We start from the raw sequence: 19,492 nt of genomic DNA on the forward strand, positions 1-19,492 counted from the left end.
CTATTTTTTTGATTTATTAATTTTGAATTCAACACGTCTATTTGCTTGGTCTTGTTCTGGTGTACAATTTGTGCAGTAGTTTAAAGGTTTAGATTCACCATAACCTTTGTATGTAAGTCTCTCCTTTGCAATCCCTTTAGAAATTAAATACGTTACTGTTGATTTAGCTCTTCTTTGCGATAACGCTAAGTTGTATTTATCAGATCCTTTATTATCTGTATGTGCGTTGATGGTTAAAGTCATTTCTGGGAATTGATTTAATACTTCAACAATTTTGTTTAACGATAATTCAGATTCAGCTTTAATTAAATCTTTATCGAATGCAAATAAAATATTTTCAATTACAATAGCATCAGCAGTAATTTCCGCTTTTTTCTGCTTAAGTTGAATAGGATCACTCAATAAGTTTTCAGAAGTAAATCTACTAGTAAACGGTTCATAACCTTCTTTTTCAACAGTAATAAAGTTGTAAGAAATAGGGTTTAAAGGAATTTTTATTTTTCCATTTTCATCAGAAACAGTTTCATTAATAACTTCACCAAATTCATTTTTAATAATGATTTTCGCATTTGGTAATGGAACTTGAGATAATTGCTCAACAATAGTATATGTTGGAGCAGTTTTGTCTAAGTGTTTTACTTCAAACTTTAAAATATCAAAATTACCAGAATGAGATTTATCAGTTGATAAATACCCTTTGTCTTCTGAAACTAAAACAAATGCTAAATCATCTCTTCTAGAGTTCAATGAAACTCCTAAATTAAGTGCTTCTAAATATTTTCCGTCTACAATTGAAGATCTAAAAACATCATATCCACCAATATTCATATGTCCTTTTGAAGAAAAATATAAATGTTTGTTATCTGCTGTTATGTTTGGGAATTTTTCATCTTCTGAAGTATTTACATTTGGACCTAAGTTGATAGGTTTCCCGTATGTTCCGTCTTCATTTATTGAAGCTTCATATAAATCGTACCCTCCAAGTCCACCTGGTATGTTCGAGGCAAAAAATATTTTTTTCCCGTCGGGAGATACGCTCGGCGTTTCAACTGAATATCCATCAGGAACTAAATTTACCTTTTTAATGTCTGTCCAATAATCTTTAGAATTAAGGTCTAAAGTAGCTTTGTATAATTCTAATTTACCTTCTTTTTCAGGGTTTTCTTGAGTGTAATAAACTGTTTTTTCATCTGGTGAAAAAGCAATAGAACCTTCGTTATCCTTTGAGTCAATTACACTTGAAAATAATAAAGGAAAAGATAAATCTCCATTTTCTTTTACATCAACACAATATAGGTTGTTGTTAGGTGTGTTTGTTTTTTCATTAATAGTAGTTTCATAATGCCTTCTTTTTTTATTAGACAAAATAATGTATTTGTTTTTAAAAAAAGAAGTACCAACTTCGTTTAACTCAGAGTTTATTCCAGTATCATTTAAAACATAACGCACACCTTTAGTAGATGCGTTAATTACATTAATAATTGAGTCTTTTCCGTCTAAACGTTGTGGTTCTTGTGCGAATAGTGAAGAACTAATTAAAAGGGTTAATGTCGTAATTTTTGTGATAAATTTCATAAATATTTTCTAAGTTTCTGTTTATTAAATAGTTTTACTTAAAACGGTGGCAAAAATATAGGTTAATTTTTGAATTGAAACATTTTTCTAACTTTTTTTTTATTTTTTGTTAGAATTAACGATGATATGCAAAAAAATACGATTTAGTGCAAACTAAATCGTATTGATTTTTGAGAATAGTATAATTAATTAGCTGTTTACAGCCTCTTTTTTGAATGATTGTTTTTCTAATGGCGTTTTTGTTGAATTTTGTTGAATTTCACATCTTCTGTTAGGTCCGCATCCATATCTTTTTGGGCCACATGATATTAGTAGTAAAATTCCTAATATCCCTGTAATAACTGTTCTCTTTTTCATTGCTTTTTTTTTTAGGTTAATTGCTCTTGAACTCCTAATATTGATTCTAAATAATTACGCTCATTTGATAAACGAGGTACTTTATTTTGTCCACCAAGTTTATTTTGATTTTTGAGCCATTTATAAAATAGCCCTTCACTAGCAACATTTATCTTTAAAGGGTTTAGAGTAATGTTATTATTTCTTTTTGCTTCATAATCTGAATTTAGTTCTTGTAATGTGCTGTCTAGCAATATACTAAATTTTTGAATATCATCTGGTTTTTTCTTAAACTCTATAATCCATTCATGAGCTCCTTTTTCTCTTCCGTTCATAAAGATAGGTGCGACGGTATAATCAATCACTTCGCAATCAAATTCTTTTGAGGTAATTGCAATTGCTTTGTCTGTATTTTCAACCATTAATTCTTCTCCAAAAACATTTATATGGTGTTTTGTTCTTCCGGTTACCATAATTCTATGCGGACTTAAAGATGTAAAACGAATGGTGTCTCCAATTAAATACCTCCACAGGCCGGAGTTTGTAGTAATAACAATAGCATAGTTTTTATAAATTTCTACTTCACTTAGAGGTATTGTTTTTTGATTTTTTGTACCAAATGTATCCATAGGAATAAACTCATAAAATATTCCATAGTCAAGCATTAAAAGCAGTTCACTTGAATTATTTAAATCTTGGATTGCAAAAAAGCCTTCTGACGCGTTATAAATTTCATAATATTTAAAGTTATCCTTTGGAAACAATTTTTTGTACTGCTCTTTATAAGGTTCAAAATTAACTCCACCATGAAAATATACTTCTGCATTTGGCCATATGTCTAGAATACTTTCCTTGCTAGTTTCTTCAAGTGCTTTGTTTAAAAGAACTAACATCCAACTTGGAACACCGGCTAAGCTAGTAACATTGTCATTAATGGTCTCGTTAATAATGGCAGGTAACTTTGTTTCCCAATCACTCATTAGAGATACTCTACTACTAGGAGTAGAGCTGAATTCTGCCCAAACAGGCATATTGTCTATCAGTATAGCAGATAAGTCGCCAAAAAAAGTATTATTGTTCTCATACATTTGTTTACTTCCACCTAAGCGAAGGCTTTTTCCCAAAAACATTTGAGAATCTTCATTATTGTTTAAATACAAACACAATAAATCTTTACTCGCTTTGTAATGACAACCTTCTAAAGCTTCATTACTAACAGGTATAAATTTACTTTTTGCATTTGTTGTACCACTTGATTTTGCAAACCATTTTATGTTTGTGGGCCAAAAAACATTTTGAGCACCTTTTCTAGTCTGCTTAATCATAGGAGCAAGTTCTTCATAAGTAGACACAGGCACTCTTTCAGAAAAAGTTTTGTAGTTCTTAATAGAAGAGAATTCATGCTCTTTACCAATAACTGTGTTTTCGGCAGTTTTTAATAAATTAAAAAGTAATTCTTCTTGTACTTCATTAGGATATTTAATGAACAATTCAATCTGATGAATTCGTTTTTTTAAAATCCAAGTTGCAATAGAATTAATTATTGGTAATGCCATTTTTTAATTATGAATTATGCGTTATGAATGATAACTTTACCAAAAATAACAATTTTTTTATTTTTTCGACTATAACATTAAAACTTTAAGTGGAATGACATATCAAGGCGTCTTACAAAAAATGCAAACTGAATTTTTAAGCCCTATTCAATATTATTTAGTATTTAAAGATAGTTTCTTGAACGTGAATCAACTAATTGGTAAAGAAATAGAAATTTCATTTCAGGGTTATCAATGCTTAAATTGTGGAAAAGAAAAGAAGATTTTTAGACAAGGGTATTGTTACGACTGTTTTACGAGTAGTGCATCTGTAGGAGATTGGATCATTCGACCTGAATTAAGTACAGCTCATTTGGATATTGAAGATAGGGATTTGGAATATGAAAAACGTGTTCAATTGCAACCACACATTGTTTATCTAGCTTTATCAAGTGATGTGAAAGTAGGAGTGACACGAAAAACTCAAGTTCCAACTCGTTGGATAGATCAAGGTGCAATACAAGCTATTCCTATTGTTGAAGTGCCAAACCGTTATTTAGCTGGAATTACAGAAGTTGCTTTAAAGGATCATTTTGCTGACAAAACAAGCTGGCAAAAAATGCTAAAGAATAATGTTCCTGATGTTGATTTAGTTACTGAGCGAAATAATGTTTTGCAATGGTTACCTGAAGAAATCAAACCTTATTTTGCCAAAGAGCAAGAATTATATAAAATAGACTTCCCAATTGAGAATTATCCAGCTAAGATTAACAGTTTAAACCTTGAAAAAACACCGTCTTTCACAGGGAAAGTAAATGGAATTAAAGGTCAATATTTGTTGTTTGAAGACGGAACAGTTTTTAACATTAGAAGTAACGAAGGAATTGTAGTAAAAATAGAAGTTTAATATTTAAATGATAGTATAAAAAAATCCCATTTCTAATTAGAAATGGGATTTTTTACGTTTTATAAATGTATTATTCTTTTTTCTTTTTTCCGCTTAAGAAACCGCCAATAACATCTTTTACTCCCGTTTTAATGTCGTCTTTTGTTGGTGTTTTAGGAGTCGTTGTCTTGGTTGAGTCATTTGTTGCATTTGCGCTACTTTGATTTGCGTTATTTCCGCCTAATAAATTAGTTAATGCACTTGTGCCTTGGCCTACTAGTTTGTCTTTTTGCATTTTTACCAATTGAGTGACTAAGTTTCCTGTTGCTTGTTTCATATCGGTAGTTACTTTTGGGCTGCTAAAGTTTCCTCCTAATAATGCATTTACAGGAATGTTTTCAATTTTTGCAGCATCAGCAGGGGTTAATTTTGCAATTAGGTTGTTCACTTCTGGACCTAAGTACTTTGCAGGAACATCAAATTTAACATTGTAATCCATCGTCTGATCAAAACCATGAGTCCCGCCAATTTGCATGTTAATATCTTGATATTTTAAATTAAATGGTTTTACTGCAACTTTACCGTCTTTAAAAGTAAGAGCTGCTTTAATATCATTTAAATTCAATTTAGACACATCTATAAATTTTACATTAGAACCTAAGGCAGTTAATAATTGAGAGTTATTTGCATTTACTTTAGATTCCATAAGTTGTCCTAATAAATCTCCAGAAATGGTTTTTAGATTTGGAGTCATGTCATTTGTTAAATCTCCAGATAAATTTATTGTAGAATTTAATTTTCCACTAATTGTATTTGCAATAGGTGCAATTGATTTTAGCATATCTAATTGAGAAAAAGATTCAGCAACGTTTACAGAATTTAATCCTAAACTCATATTGAATTTTGGAGTATTTCCTTTTGTTGAAACAGTTCCTGTTAAACCAATTTGACCTCCAAAAACACCCATTTTTAAATTGTTAAGTGCTATGGCCTCATCTTTAATTATTAAATTTCCGGATACATCTTTTAAATTTAAATTGTCGTAAACAACTGCGTTAGCTTTTGCTGTTAAACTGCAATCTAAGAATGAAGGGATTTTTACTGCTTCAGTCGTTTTTTTACCTTCTTCAGTAGTTGCTGTGGTTGGCGCCATAAAATCGGAAACTACTAATTTATTAGAATTCATATTGAAATTTCCTTTCAATACTTGGTTTTTAAACATAAAGCCGTAAAAGTTATCTAAAGCACCAGTTACTTGAATATCTGAATCTCCAGTTTTTGCGTCAAATGCATTTAATTTAATTTGATTAGGATTGAAAGCAATAGTGGCTTGATTAATTTTAAAAGGTTTTGCCATTTCGGGTCCTTCATAATTAAAGCCTGTTAATGAAATAGTTCCTGCATTAGAGATGTTTTGATATTGACTAGTTTCTACTGATTTCATGTCAAACTTAGTTACAACGTCTGCTTTTAAAATTCCAGTTAAAGGCTTGTCTAATTTAATAGGATATGCTTTTGTAACATTTGCTAAGTTAACAATGCCTTTTAACTCGGCATTTACTAAAGCGTTTGTAGCAATATTTTTAATATTGGCTTTCGCATTGAAAACATCTTGATCAATTGAAAATGAAAGCTTATCTAAATTTACATAAGTATCATTCATTAAGCCAGTTTCATTAACAATGTGAGTGTCTATGATGATGTTTTTAACTGATTTTGGTAAATCTGGATATTGAAAAGAAGCATTGTTTGAAGCTAATTCTATATTGAATTTTGGAATAGTGTTGTCAGATAATTTTCCGTCTACTTTACCTGAAACTTTAAATTCTCCAGTAGTTTTAACTTGGCTTATACTTCCTGAGTAAGCTTCAGGAATTAAACCTAAAAAGTTTTTAAAGTCAGAAGTTGGAGTTTTGAATGTTAAATCATATAATTGTCCATCTTCTACCATTTGTATAAATCCATTGAACTCTAATGGTAATTGATTGATCAAGGCCTTATTGTCTTTAAATTCATATTTGCTTTTCTCTAAATCAATTCCTAAAACGGCTTCTAATGAAAGGGATACATTATTCATGTATTTATTACCTTCCATCTCAAAAGATAATTTTGTATTTGTTTTGGTGTCTAGATCTAATTTTTGCTCGGCAAAATTTCCTTTTCCAACATGATTTAAACTGTCTAAAACCATTTTTATATTTGAACCTTGATCCCAATAAGATAATCGAAGGTTTTTAATTTCATAACTTTGAATATCTAAACTAAATGGCTTACTTTCTGAAGCGTCTTCTGCTTTATTGTCTTTCAAAGCAATGTCGAAATTACCTAATCCATCTTTGTTAAAAATGATATTTGCAACTGCATTTTGACTACTAAAACTTTCTAAAGCCATAGGTTCGTTATCGCTTTTAAAAAGTTCTTTAATACTCATTTTAAGGTTTAATTCACCAGAGTAAAATAATGTGTCTCCTGCAAATGGTGCTTTATTAATAATACTAAGTTTGTCTATAGTAACATTTGCATTTGGAAAACTTTTAAACAAACTCAAGTCAACATTTTCAAAAGCAACTGTTGCATCTACATTTTCATTGATTGTTTTTAAAACCAATGCTTGAATTTTGTCTTTAAATAAAAAAGGAATAGCTGCAAGTGCAGTTATCGATAAAAAAAGGAAAATACCTAAACCAATAAAGACTTTTTTAAAATTGATTTTTTTAGACATAACAATCTTTGTTTTTGTGAGTTAAATGCATTTTAATTACTCACAAAAGTAATACCAATTTCAATTTTTTTAGATGTCTTTATGATAAAATTATCAATTAATCGATATTTATTTCTTCTCCGTCTTTTATTTTGAATTTTTTCTGAAACAAAAACACTGCTAAATACATTAATGGTGTGTCAAAAAGAGCAATCATTAATTTAAAAGTAAAACCGCTAATAAATAGTTTCCAAAAGATGCTCCAAGGTAAAATTTCGAAGAAACACAATAATAATAACACAGAAAATGTATCTACTGCTTGTGAGGTAATTGTTGAAAAGTTATTGCGCAACCAAAGCATTTTACCTTTGGTTAGTTTTTTCCAAAAATGATAAACTTGAATGTCTATATATTGAGCCGCTAAATAAGCAGTCATTGAAGCAAGAACAGCAAGTGCGGTTTGTCCAAAAACTTTCGAAAATAATTCATTTGAAACAGGAGAGTTTTCAATTGCTGGAACAAAATTTGCGATGTAAATAATACCTAATGAAAATATCGATGCAAAAATTCCTGTAGTTACTACTTGATTTGCTTTTTTACGTCCGTAAATTTCTGAAATAATATCGGTTACAAGAAAAGTAATAGGGTAAGGGATTATTCCAACAGAGATTTCAAATAAATTGGATCCAAAAAGTGTAAACTCTTTTCCAAAAGGATACCAGTAAAAGAATTTTTGAAAAATTAAATTTGAAACAACTAATGAGCTGATGAAAAGCCCACCAAGAATAAAGTAAATTTTTTGTGCTAATAGCTTTTCTTTGACGTTCATGAATTCAAAAGTATAAAAACAAAGCCTACAAAAAAAGCTATTCCGTTTCTGAAATAGCTTTTTAACTAATGTTTAATTCTTAATTTATTCTCAACTCAAAGGGCATTAATGCTTGAACTCCTTTTAGTTGATTTGCTTTTTTAATTTGTTGAATTAATAAATAACTTTCTTCACCAAGATGCTCTCTTAACAAGGCTTCTTTCGATTGAAATATTGAAATTCCTGTAAGATTATTTAGTAAATCTTCAAAACTTTGTTCATATTCAGGATAGTTTTCAATAGCATACGACTTTGTTTTCCCTAAACTTGCAGCATGTTTGATGGCGTCTTCAAGTCCGCCAATTTTATCTACTAAACCTAATTTTAGTGCGTCAGTTCCTGTCCAAACTCTTCCTTGAGCTATTGAGTCTACTTGCGCAGTTGTCATGTTTCTTCCTTCGGCAACACGTTTCAAGAAGGTTTCATAAATTGTTTCAATACTTTCTAAAGTAAATTTTTTGAAGTTCTCATCAATTGGTTCAAATAAACTATAGCCAGAAGCGTTATCATGTGTTTTAACTTGTTCGGCATTTATGCCAATGTTTTTGGCTAGAGTCGACATGTTAGGAAGCATTCCAAAAACACCAATAGAGCCAGTAATTGTACTTTGCTCTGCAAAAATTGTATTTGCATTACAAGCAATATAATATCCGCCAGAAGCAGCAACATTACCCATAGAAACTACAACAGGTTTTATTTTTTTTGTCAATTCAATTTCTCTCCATATTAATTCAGATGTTAAAGCACTTCCTCCTGGACTATCAACTCTTAGTACAATTGATTTTACATTTTTATCTTCTCGAGCAGCTTTTAATGAACGCTTAATTGATCCCTCTCCAATAATGTTTACTTCTCCTTCTCCTCCTCTAATTTCCCCTTGAGCATAAATTACAGCAATTATGTCTTTTTTAGAAAAATCTGAAACCGATGTTGCATTGTTTTTAGCATAATCTAATATGCTTATAATATTATAATCTTCACTTTTCGAAACTTTTAATTTTGTTTTAATAGCATTATGATATTCATCTTCATAGGCAATTTTATCAATCAAATTATTTGCAAGCGCCAATTCTGGAGTTCTTGCATTTAATGAATTTGCTATTGCATTTAAGCTGTCTTTAGGTATATTTCTGCTGTTTGAAATATCTGACACAATAGTATTCCAAACCGAATTTAAAAGAACTGTTATTTGTTCTCTGTTTTCTGGACTCATCTCTTGTTTCAAATAAGGCTCAACGGCACTCTTATATTTTCCATGACGAATAACTTCCATTTTTATCCCTGTTTTTTCTTGTAATTCTTTCATGTATAATACTTCAGAAGAAAGGCCTTTAAAATCAAGTTCGCCTATAGGATTCAAATAAACGGTATCTGCAATCGAATTTAAATAATAATCTTTTTGTGTTAAAAAATCCGAATATGCAACTACGAATTTTCCTGATTTTTTGAATTCGGCTAGTTTTTTTCTAATGGCTTGGCTTTGAGCTAAACCTAAGCCTGTTTGATTTTTTAAAATTGAAATCCCTTTAATTTTATCGTCAGTTTTTGCATTCTCAATTGCGTTTAAAACATCTGTTAAGCCATTGTGATTGGTTTCAAAATAATTAAAATCTTTAAAGTTTATTTTTCCTGCATAATCAAGTGAAACCTCTGATAAGTCTAATTCAATTACTGAATTTTTTTTAACTTTTACAGCGTCATCATCTCCTCCAAAAACAGCTCCAATTACCATTATTCCAAAGAAAAATAGCATGCAGAATAAGAATATTCCAATTATCGTAGCTAAAACATTACTTATAAATTTCATCGTTAAATGTACTTTTTAATATTATACATATATGTCTTACTAAATGTTAAAATGTTACATGTTCATAAAAAAACAAAAAAGGTAATTCATAAAATTAAAATTGTTTGTTATTTTGCTTCCAATGAAGAGTCAAAATAAAATTGTATTATCTATAGGAAGTAATTTAGGCGATAGGTTAAAAGCTATTCAGCTATGCATTGATACTATTCATAAAACAGTTGCTGCTGTTGTAAAGGTGTCTAAGGTTTATGAAACTCCTTCTTGGGGTTTTGAAAGCGAACCTTTTTATAATTGTGCAGTAGTAATTCATTCTTCAAAATCACCTCAAAAACTACTTTCTTCTTTATTAGGTTTAGAAAAAAAATTAGGAAGAGTTCGAAAGGATTCTCAAAATTATGAAGCAAGGGTTATTGATATTGATATTATTTCGATAAATGAAGAAATTATTGAAACAGAATCTTTGAAAGTGCCACATCCTGAAATGCAAAACAGAAATTTTGTTTTGTATCCTATGAACGATTTGAATTTGAATTGGGAACATCCAGTTTTAAAGAAATCAGTTTCAGAGTTATTAACTTCAAGTTCAGATGATAGTAAATGTGTGGAGGTTTATAAGTTAGTTTCTCCGATTGAAGAATTAAATGTTCAGCAGTTAAACTATATTGCAATTGAAGGAAATATTGGTGCAGGAAAGACAACTTTAGCAACTAAAATAGCAAATGATTGTAATGCAAAATTGGTTTTAGAGCGTTTTGCCGATAATCCTTTTTTGCCAAAATTTTACAAAGATCAATCGCGTTATGCTTTTCCCTTAGAAATGTCTTTTTTAGCTGATAGATATCAGCAATTATCTGATGATTTAGCTCAATTTGATTTGTTTAAAGATTTTGTTGTGGCCGATTATCATATTTTTAAATCGTTAATTTTTGCAAAGGTTACCTTGCAAGAAGATGAATTCCGTTTGTATAAAACCATGTTTGATATTATACACAAAGAAATGCCAAAGCCTGATTTGTATGTCTATTTGTATCAGAATACTGAACGTCTTTTGGAGAATATTAAAAAGCGTGGTAGAAGTTACGAACAAGAAATTCCAGCTGATTACTTAGAAAAAATTAATCGCGGTTATTTGGATTATATCAAAACGCAAACCGATTTAAATGTTTTGATTATTGATGTTTCTGATTTGGATTTTGTAAAAAAGCAAGAAGACTATGTTTTTTTATTGAATGAAATAAATAAGAAAATTTAATGTTTTTTTCTTTGTTTTGTAACAATTAAGCGTCCAACAATTATAAACTGTAATGCTGCAATTAGTTTATAGTTTGTTAATGGATTATTCGGAATCCAATCTAAAATTGTAGACATCATAATTCCAAATGAAATTAATAAAATAAGTATTGATAACGGTCCAATTTTCATAAATTTTATTTTTGTCAAACTGAATTTATTTCAGTTTCTAAATGTTGAGTTGAGATACTGAAACAAGTTCAGTAAGACAAACTACGAGTCTTTTTTCTTTGTTCTTTCCTCTTTTTTCTATTTTATTTTCTGAAATAAATCCCAAATTACAATTCCTGCACTTACTGAAATATTTAACGAATGTTTGCTTCCTAATTGTGGAATTTCAATAACACCATTGCTTGCATTTATTGCTTTTTGGTTAACACCTTTAACTTCATTGCCAAAAATTAAAGCATGTTTTTTATTAAGTTCAGGTTGAAAATCATTCAACATAATTGAGTTTTCAGTCTGTTCAATAGCGTAAATAGCAACGTTTTCTTGTTTTAATTTTTCAATAACATCTAAAACATTTTCAGCATGTTCCCAAGTAACGGTTTCTGTAGCTCCCAAAGCAGTCTTATGGATTTCCTTGTTTGGTGGTACAGCTGTGATTCCGCACAAATATATTTTCTCAACCAAAAAAGCATCAGAGCTTCTAAATACCGAACCAATATTGTGCAAGCTTCTTATGTCATCTAAGATAATGATAAGAGGTGTTTTTTTAGCAGATTTAAATTCTTCTTTACTAATTCTATTGAGTTCTTCGTTTGCTAATTTTTTCATTTTTCAGGTTTCAAAGTCCCAAAGATACAAAGTTGAAATTGTATTTTGTTATTGAAATTGCTTTTTGAATTTGTCATGGATTTTTCCAATTGCAATTGCACTTGATTTTCGTAACTTCGCAAACAGTATTTTAAATAATTGAATTGTGGCGAAAAAAGCAGCAGCACCTAAAGAGAAAAAAGAAACTCCATTAATGAAGCAATACAATGGCATTAAGGCAAAATATCCTGATGCTTGCTTGTTGTTTCGTGTAGGTGATTTTTACGAAACCTTTGGTGAAGATGCTATTCGTGCAGCTAAAATTTTAGGAATTACATTGACTAAACGTGGTGCTGGTTCTGATAGTGAAACTGCTTTGGCGGGTTTTCCTCACCATTCTATTAATACTTATTTGCCTAAATTGGTCAAAGCCGGACTTCGAGTAGCTATTTGCGACCAATTAGAAGACCCAAAAATGACAAAAACTATTGTGAAACGAGGAGTGACCGAATTAATTACACCTGGTGTTTCAATGAACGATGAGGTTTTACAAGCTAAGTCGAATAACTTTTTGGCTTCGGTTTCATTTGGTAAAAAAAATCTTGGAATTTCCTTTTTAGATGTTTCTACAGGTGAATTTTTAACAGCGCAAGGAAATGAAGAATATATTGATAAATTATTGCAAAATTTCAATCCAAGCGAAGTTTTAATTCCTAAACAAAATAGAGTTCAATTTAAAGAAATTTTTGGAGAAGATTTCCAAACGTTTTATTTAGAAGATTGGGTTTTTAAAGAAGATTATGCTTTTGAGTGTTTAACGCAACATTTTCAAACGGTTTCGTTAAAAGGTTTCGGAATTGAAGAATTGCTAGAAGGAGTCATTGCTTCAGGTGCAATTTTATATTATTTATCAGAAACTCAACATAATAAAATTCAACACATCACAAACATTCAACGTATTGCAGAAGATGCTTATGTTTGGATGGACCGATTTACGATTCGGAATTTAGAATTGTATCATTCTACCAATGTAAATGCGGTTACGCTTCTAGATGTAATCGATAAAACGCTTTCGCCAATGGGCTCGCGTTTGTTAAAGCGATGGTTAGCATTACCTTTAAAAGATGCAACACGTATTAAAAGCCGTCATGAAGTTGTTGATTATTTAAAAGAGAACAAAGAAGATTTACAAAAAATACAATATCAAATCAAACAGATTTCCGATTTGGAACGTTTGATTTCTAAAGTAGCAACCGGAAAAATTTCACCTAGAGAAATTAATTATTTAAAAGACTCTTTAGATGCTATTATTCCAATTAAAACTTTGGCTTTAGCGAGTAAAAATGAATCACTAAAAGTAATTGGTGATAGCTTGCATGCTTGCGATTTGCTTCGTGAAAAAATCTCAACTACTTTAAATCAAGACGCGCCAGTTGCTATAAGTAAAGGAAATGCAATTGCTACAGGTGTTAATGAAGAATTAGACGATTTACGCGCTATTTCATCCAAAGGGAAAGGTTTTCTGGAAGATTTAGAGCAAAGAGAAAGCGAAAAAACGGGAATTACATCTTTAAAAGTCGCTTTCAATAATGTTTTTGGCTATTATATTGAAGTTAGAAATACGCATAAAGATAAAGTTCCTGAAGATTGGATTCGAAAGCAAACTTTAGTAAATGCCGAAAGATATATTACGGAAGAATTAAAAGAATACGAATCTAAAATTCTTGGCGCTGAAGAAAAAATTCAACAGCTGGAGGGACAATTATTTGAACAGTTGGTCAATTGGATGGGAACTTACATAAAGCCGGTTCAGTTGAATGCTAATTTGATAGCCCAATTAGATTGTTTGAATTCGTTTACACAATTAGCAATAGAAAACAATTACTCAAGACCAGAAATTGTTGATGGTTTTGATTTAGAAATAACAGAAGGCCGTCATCCAGTAATTGAAAAACAATTACCTGTTGGGGTTCCTTATATTTCTAATAATGTTTATTTAGATAGAGAAACCCAACAAATGATAATGATTACCGGTCCAAATATGTCTGGTAAGTCGGCTATTTTACGCCAAACGGCTTTAATTGTGCTCTTAGCTCAAATGGGAAGTTTTGTTCCGGCAGAGGCTGTTAGGATGGGAATTGTGGATAAAATCTTCACTAGAGTAGGTGCGAGCGATAATATTTCAATGGGTGAATCTACTTTTATGGTCGAAATGAATGAAACAGCTTCTATTTTGAATAATATTTCTGAAAGTAGTTTGGTGTTATTAGATGAAATTGGAAGAGGAACTTCAACATATGATGGAATTTCTATTGCTTGGGCTATTGCCGAATATTTACACGAGCACCCAAATAAACCAAAAACTTTATTTGCAACGCATTATCATGAATTGAATGAAATGGAAGTGTTGTTTGACCGAATTCAAAATTATAATGTTTCCGTAAAAGAATTAAAGGATACCGTTTTATTCATTCGTAAATTGGTAAAAGGCGGAAGTGCACATAGTTTTGGTATTCATGTTGCTAAAATGGCTGGAATGCCCCAGACGGTAATTCAAAAAGCACAAAAAATACTAAAGAAATTAGAGAAAGACCATTCTGGAGAGAATTTAAGCGGTTCTGGAATTAAAACAGAAGACGAATTACAACTGAGTTTCTTTAATTTAGATGACCCTTTATTGGAAGAAATTAAAGAAGAAATTATGAATATTGATATCAATACATTAACCCCTGTGGAGGCTTTAATGAAGCTAAATGAAATAAAACGAATGCTGATTAAAAAATAATTATTTAGGAATCAATCCATTAAGTTTAATTTTATATTTTTTTGCAAAAAGTACTTGTAAAAAATAAAATAGGTGTTATATTTGCATCCGCAATAAGAGATAACCGAGTTGCTAAGTTCTTAAAAATAGATTACGCGAAAATAGCTCAGCTGGTAGAGCGCGACCTTGCCAAGGTCGAGGTCGCGGGTTCGAGCCCCGTTTTTCGCTCAATAAACTACCTTTTTAAAATATTTTGCTTGAGTGGTGGAATTGGTAGACACGCTGGACTTAAAATCCAGTGGGTAGTAATACCCGTGCGGGTTCAAGTCCCGCCTTGAGTACTAAAAGCTTCAAACATTGTTTGGAGCTTTTTTTTGTTTAAATTAATTACTTGAATCGTTTGTGAGTTTAAATAAAATAGCTATATTTGCACTCGCAATCAGGGAAAATGTTTGATTATAACTTTTTCTTGTTTATTGAAAAAAAACTACCTTTTTAAAATATTTTGCTTGAGTGGTGGAATTGGTAGACACGCTGGACTTAAAATCCAGTGGGTAGTAATACCCGTGCGGGTTCAAGTCCCGCCTTGAGTACTAAAAGCTTCAAACTTTGTTTGGAGCTTTTTTTATTTATATACTTTTAATTTTATATGACTTTTTTGAATTCTAATTGCTATTTTGCAGTTTTAAATATGATATGGCAACATTTGTAATTACAAAACGATTAAATGACATGTACAAATATGAACTTACTTCTCGAAAAGGGAAGACTATTTTTACGAGTAATAGTTTTGAATTACGTTTTGAGTGCGAGGAACAGATACTTTATTTACAAGATTCTTTGGAAAGTGTGGTTTTTTTAAAATTTAAATCAGGAAGAGGGAAATTTTATTTTAGACTTGTTTTAGATGAGAAAGAGTTGGCTATAAGCAGGAAGTTTTCGACTCAATTAATGTTAGAGAAAAGTATTAATGAAATTTTAAAATATGCGCCTTTGGCTGAAATTTTAGATTTTTCTGCTGATATTGATATATTTAATGATTTTTGAAAATTTATTGCATAAAAAAAGCTCCAATTAATGGAGCTTTATTTTTTTATAGCGTTAGCTATTAGTGAGCAGCTTCAACAGCTTCAGTAGCAGCAGCTTCAACAGCTTCAACAGCTTCAGTAGCTACAGCAGCAGCAGAATCAACAGCTTCAACAGCAGTTTCTTCAACAGCCTCAACAGCCTCAACAGCAGTTTCTTCAACAGCTTCAGTGTTAGCTTCAGCTTCTTTACAAGATACGAACATCATAGCTACTAACGCCATGCTTAAAACAACTTTTTTCATCTTAAAAATTATAAAAGGTTAATTATTAATTCTTAGCAAAGATATAAATTTTTTGACACGGCAAAATAATTTTACACTTTTTTTTTATTTTTTTTTATAAAGTCTTTTAAATTCATTATCAATGCATTATGATAAGTAGCTTTAGAAGGCTTTTAATATATTACTTGTTTGTCTTTGTTTTTGGGTGCACTAGTTCCATTTCTTCAATTAAGTGTTTTGCACCAGCATATTTATCTATGATAAATAAAACATATCTTACGTCAACCATTATGTTTCTACAAATTGAAGGATCATAATGAATGTCGCTCATTGTACCTTCCCACACACGATCAAAATTTAGACCAATTAAGTTTCCGTTTGCATCAATTGCTGGGCTTCCAGAGTTTCCACCTGTGGTATGATTTGTTGCAATAAAACAAACGGGCATTTTTCCATTTTCTGCATATTGACCGTAATCTTTGTTTTTTATTAATTCAATCAATTTAGTAGGAACATCAAATTCATAATCTCCTGGTACATACTTTTCCATTACACCTTCTAAATGAGTAACTGGTTCATAATACACAGCGTCATTTGGACTATATCCTTTTACTTGACCGTAAGTTATTCTTAAAGTGCTATTTGCATCAGGGAAGAATCTCCCTTCAGGAAATAATTCTAATTGAGCTTTCATGTAGTTTCTTTGTAATGCTCCGGTTTCTAAATTTAATTCGTCATATTTAGGAGCGATATTTTTGTAGAAATTATCAGCTAGTTTTTTTACCAATTTATATCCTAAATCTTTGTTCAAGTTTTTTAAAATAGTTTTAGAATTTCCTTTTAATAAAGTTTTTAAACCTTCGTATGAAGTTAATTTAGACATTGTGTATATGTCTGTCGTAGTTTTATTGTAATTCATTGTTTTTAAATCAGCAGGAACTAATGGCGATTTTTGGCCGTAAAGAGCAATTAGCTTTTCAAAAACTTTTTCGTCAACTTTAGCATTGAAATCTTTATAGAAACTTTCAAGTCCTTTTATCGTGTTTTCTTTTCTATCTGTAAACGCTTGTTCACCTTTAGTATTATATACTTGTTCTAATTGATATAAACGAAAACCAACACTTAATAATTCAGTATTTCTTAAAACAGTTTCAATGAAATAATCTCTAGCTAAAGAATAATCATTTATTGCTTTATAATTTTTTTCAAAATCAGCAAGTAAAGAACCGTATTCATCTGTTTTATTGTTTTTGATTACTCTTTTTTGGAATTCTTCTTCAAAATTTTGTTTGATTTTAATTGCGTTCGATTTTTTTAACCCTTGGCTTTCTCCAATCCATTTTTTCCAATAGTTTGCAACACTTGCAAACTTTGAAGCATATTGAATTTTAATAGCCTGATCTTTTCTCATGAAACCATCTTGTACTTTTAATGCAGCATCTCTTAATTCAATTTTTGCTGGATTTAAAGTATTTACAATTTGTTCAACTGCAAATGATGGTAAGTATTCTTGAGTTCTTCCAGGGAAGCCAAAAACCATGGTAAAGTCGTTTTCAGCAACTCCATCTAATGAAATTGGCAAAAAGTGTTTTGGTGTATAAGGTACGTTGTCTTTTGAATATTCAGCAGGTTTATTGTCTTTATTTGCGTAAATTCTAAATAAAGAAAAATCACCTGTGTGTCTAGGCCAAACCCAGTTATCTGTATCTGATCCGAATTTTCCAATTGAACTTGGTGGAGCTCCAACTAAACGAATATCTTTAAACGTTTCGGTAACAAATAAAATGTATTGATTTCCTTCGTAAAAAGTTTTGATTTTATTTTCTTGCCAAGATTCTTTAGGAAAAGAAGTTTGAAGTCTACTAATGTTGTCTGCTATTTTCTTTTGTTTTTCATTTTCAGATGAAATTCCTGAAACACCTTCTAAAACAGTATTGGTAACATCATGAATACTTACAATTAGAGTAGCAACCATTCCTGGATTGGTAAGCTCAGAGTTTAAATCTTTTGCCCAAAATCCATCTTGTAAATAATCATGCTCAACAGTAGAGTGACTTTGAATTTCTCCATAACCACAATGGTGATTAGTTAGCATTAATCCTTTAGAAGAAATTAGTTCTGAAGTACAACCGCCATCAAAATGAACAATTGCGTCTTTAAGACTAGAATTGTTAGCATCATAAATATCTTGAGCTGTCATTTTCATTCCTAAAGATTGCATTTCGCTTTCATTCATGCCTTTTAGCATGCTTGGAATCCACATTCCTCCTTGTTGAGCGTGTAGTTGAACAACAAATAGGATAATAAATAATTTTAAAATTCTCATAAGTTTAATAGTTTTTATAAAGTGTGCAATTTACTTAAAATTGTATGTTTTTTTATTGGTTAAGATGATTAATTATTTTGTCGGTTGCTCCTTTGTTCATTTGTACAAAAGTGCTGCAAATATGTCCTTTTTCTAATCGTTCATCTTCATTTTGAAGTAATAAATCAAAAGTTTCGTTTAATTGTGTCTGATTTTGAATAGAAATACAGCCTTCTATATTGACTAATGCTGTAGCTTCTGCAAAATGCGAATAATTTGGTCCAATAACAATTGGTAAACCAAAAGTAGCTGGTTCTAAAATATTATGAACTCCAGGATTTCCAAATCCACCACCAACATAAGCAATATCTGCATATGAATATATTTTGGTTAGAATTCCTATGGTATCAATAATAAACACATTAAATTCCGATAGATTTTGATTCTCTCTTTCAGAAAACAAAATCGTTTTTTTAGAAATAGATTTTTTTAACTCATGAATCTGCTCATTCTTAATATTATGAGGTGCAATTATAAATTTTACATTTTCAGACGAATTGTTGATGTAATTAACTAATAAAGCTTCATCTTTTGGCCAAGAACTACCAATCACGATAGTTGTTTGTTTGTCTTTAAATTCCTCTATAAAATCTAATGAATTATTTAGTTCTAAAATAGCAACAACTCTATCAAAACGCGTGTCGCCAGAAATTTTCACATTCGTAAAGCCAATACTTTGAATGAGTTTTTTTGATTTTTCATTCTGAACAAAAAAGTAGTCAAAGGTTTTTAAAGCGTTTCTGTAAAACGAACCGTACCATTTAAAGAACATTTGATTTTCTCTAAATATTCCTGAAATCAAATACGTTTTTATTCCTCGTTGCTTTAATTCATTTAAATAATTAGGCCAAAATTCATATTTAATAAAAAAGACCATTTCTGGATGTGTTAATTCAATGAACCTTTTTGCATTTGACTTTGTGTCTAAAGGCAAATAAACTGTAACATCTGCAATTGTATTGTTTTTTCGAACTTCATATCCAGAAGGAGAAAAGAAAGTGACAATTATTTTATGAGAAGGATATTTAATTTTAACCTTTTCAATCACAGGTAAACCTTGTTCGTATTCACCTAATGAAGCTGCATGAAACCAAATGGTTTTATCACTTGCATTTATTTTACTTTGTAAAGTTGAAAAAACATCTTTTCTTCCGTCAACAAAAAGTTTCATTTTTGGGCTAAATAAAGCCAATATTTTTACGATTTGTGAGGCGATAATTGATATGAAATTATAGATAAAAAACATTTACTCTTTTTTAAGGAGTTAAAAATACGTTTCTTTTGTGATACTTTAAATTGT

The 19,492-nt window shown here is 30.4% G+C and carries 15 protein-coding genes and 3 tRNA genes; 7 read left to right on the forward strand and 11 right to left on the reverse strand.

Annotation, left to right across the window (positions count from 1 at the left end; translation table 11 throughout):
- The 3 genes from ACQ65T_RS05270 to ACQ65T_RS05280 form a co-directional block, all read right to left on the reverse strand.
- A complete protein-coding gene (locus ACQ65T_RS05270; protein WP_430400051.1) occupies positions 1-1,575 on the reverse strand; it encodes an OmpA family protein in 1,575 nt (524 codons plus the stop codon).
- A 189-nt stretch (positions 1,576-1,764) separates the two neighbouring features.
- Positions 1,765-1,932, reverse strand: a complete 168-nt coding sequence (locus tag ACQ65T_RS05275; RefSeq protein ID WP_430400052.1) for a hypothetical protein — start codon at positions 1,930-1,932, stop codon at positions 1,765-1,767.
- 11 nt (positions 1,933-1,943) lie between these two features.
- On the reverse strand, positions 1,944-3,467 hold the full coding sequence (locus ACQ65T_RS05280) for a GH3 auxin-responsive promoter family protein (protein WP_430400053.1): 1,524 nt from the start codon (positions 3,465-3,467) through the stop codon (positions 1,944-1,946).
- Positions 3,468-3,561: 94 nt separating this feature from the next.
- On the opposite strand from ACQ65T_RS05280, the gene ACQ65T_RS05285 reads away from it, so the two are divergent.
- Positions 3,562-4,353, forward strand: a complete 792-nt coding sequence (locus ACQ65T_RS05285) for a DUF2797 domain-containing protein (protein ID WP_430400054.1) — start codon at positions 3,562-3,564, stop codon at positions 4,351-4,353.
- A 70-nt stretch (positions 4,354-4,423) separates the two neighbouring features.
- On the opposite strand, the gene ACQ65T_RS05290 is transcribed toward ACQ65T_RS05285, so the two are convergent.
- The 3 genes from ACQ65T_RS05290 to sppA form a co-directional block, all read right to left on the reverse strand.
- Entirely contained in the window at positions 4,424-7,054 is a 2,631-nt protein-coding gene (locus ACQ65T_RS05290) for an AsmA-like C-terminal region-containing protein (protein ID WP_430400055.1), read from the reverse strand.
- Between the two features lie 97 nt (positions 7,055-7,151).
- Positions 7,152-7,862, reverse strand: coding sequence for a queuosine precursor transporter (locus ACQ65T_RS05295; protein WP_430400056.1), 711 nt, complete (start codon positions 7,860-7,862; stop codon positions 7,152-7,154).
- Between the two features lie 79 nt (positions 7,863-7,941).
- Positions 7,942-9,708: a signal peptide peptidase SppA gene (gene sppA / locus ACQ65T_RS05300; RefSeq protein WP_430400057.1), complete on the reverse strand. Its 1,767-nt coding sequence runs from the start codon at positions 9,706-9,708 to the stop codon at positions 7,942-7,944.
- 121 nt (positions 9,709-9,829) lie between these two features.
- Between sppA and folK the strand changes: the two genes are divergently transcribed.
- Complete coding sequence (gene folK / locus ACQ65T_RS05305; RefSeq protein WP_430400058.1) at positions 9,830-10,960, forward strand: 2-amino-4-hydroxy-6-hydroxymethyldihydropteridine diphosphokinase; 1,131 nt, start codon at positions 9,830-9,832, stop codon at positions 10,958-10,960.
- On the opposite strand, the gene ACQ65T_RS05310 is transcribed toward folK, so the two are convergent.
- Both ACQ65T_RS05310 and ACQ65T_RS05315 read right to left on the reverse strand, forming a co-directional pair.
- A complete protein-coding gene (locus ACQ65T_RS05310; RefSeq protein ID WP_430400059.1) occupies positions 10,957-11,130 on the reverse strand; it encodes a hypothetical protein in 174 nt (57 codons plus the stop codon). The two genes, folK and ACQ65T_RS05310, sit on opposite strands and share 4 nt — an antisense overlap.
- Before the next feature lie 117 nt (positions 11,131-11,247).
- The gene (locus ACQ65T_RS05315) at positions 11,248-11,775 is read right to left on the reverse strand and encodes an RNA methyltransferase (protein ID WP_430400060.1); all 528 of its coding nucleotides are present in this window, start codon (positions 11,773-11,775) and stop codon (positions 11,248-11,250) included.
- A 193-nt stretch (positions 11,776-11,968) separates the two neighbouring features.
- Here ACQ65T_RS05315 and mutS point away from each other — a divergent pair, with 193 nt between their 5' ends.
- From mutS to ACQ65T_RS05340, 5 genes are all read left to right on the forward strand, one after another.
- A complete protein-coding gene (gene mutS, locus ACQ65T_RS05320) occupies positions 11,969-14,539 on the forward strand; it encodes a DNA mismatch repair protein MutS (protein ID WP_430401332.1) in 2,571 nt (856 codons plus the stop codon).
- 134 nt (positions 14,540-14,673) lie between these two features.
- A tRNA-Gly gene (locus ACQ65T_RS05325) sits at positions 14,674-14,746 on the forward strand.
- 27 nt (positions 14,747-14,773) lie between these two features.
- Positions 14,774-14,859, forward strand: a tRNA-Leu gene (locus ACQ65T_RS05330).
- A 166-nt stretch (positions 14,860-15,025) separates the two neighbouring features.
- Positions 15,026-15,111 (forward strand) — tRNA-Leu (locus tag ACQ65T_RS05335).
- A gap of 103 nt (positions 15,112-15,214) precedes the next feature.
- Complete coding sequence (locus tag ACQ65T_RS05340) at positions 15,215-15,565, forward strand: DUF1508 domain-containing protein (RefSeq protein ID WP_430400061.1); 351 nt, start codon at positions 15,215-15,217, stop codon at positions 15,563-15,565.
- A gap of 61 nt (positions 15,566-15,626) precedes the next feature.
- On the opposite strand, the gene ACQ65T_RS05345 is transcribed toward ACQ65T_RS05340, so the two are convergent.
- The 3 genes from ACQ65T_RS05345 to ACQ65T_RS05355 all read right to left on the reverse strand — a co-directional run bounded on the left by ACQ65T_RS05345 (position 15,627) and on the right by ACQ65T_RS05355 (position 19,438).
- The gene (locus ACQ65T_RS05345) at positions 15,627-15,848 is read right to left on the reverse strand and encodes a hypothetical protein (protein WP_430400062.1); all 222 of its coding nucleotides are present in this window, start codon (positions 15,846-15,848) and stop codon (positions 15,627-15,629) included.
- Between the two features lie 160 nt (positions 15,849-16,008).
- Positions 16,009-18,153 carry a S46 family peptidase gene (locus tag ACQ65T_RS05350; protein ID WP_430400063.1) on the reverse strand — a complete coding sequence of 715 codons (2,145 nt, stop codon included), beginning with the start codon at positions 18,151-18,153 and terminating at the stop codon, positions 16,009-16,011.
- A 52-nt stretch (positions 18,154-18,205) separates the two neighbouring features.
- Positions 18,206-19,438 carry a 3-deoxy-D-manno-octulosonic acid transferase gene (locus ACQ65T_RS05355; RefSeq protein WP_430400064.1) on the reverse strand — a complete coding sequence of 411 codons (1,233 nt, stop codon included), beginning with the start codon at positions 19,436-19,438 and terminating at the stop codon, positions 18,206-18,208.
- Positions 19,439-19,492 lie beyond the last annotated feature (54 nt).

The organism is Flavobacterium sp. (assembly GCF_965284515.1).
Taxonomy (GTDB): Bacteria; Bacteroidota; Bacteroidia; order Flavobacteriales; family Flavobacteriaceae; genus Flavobacterium.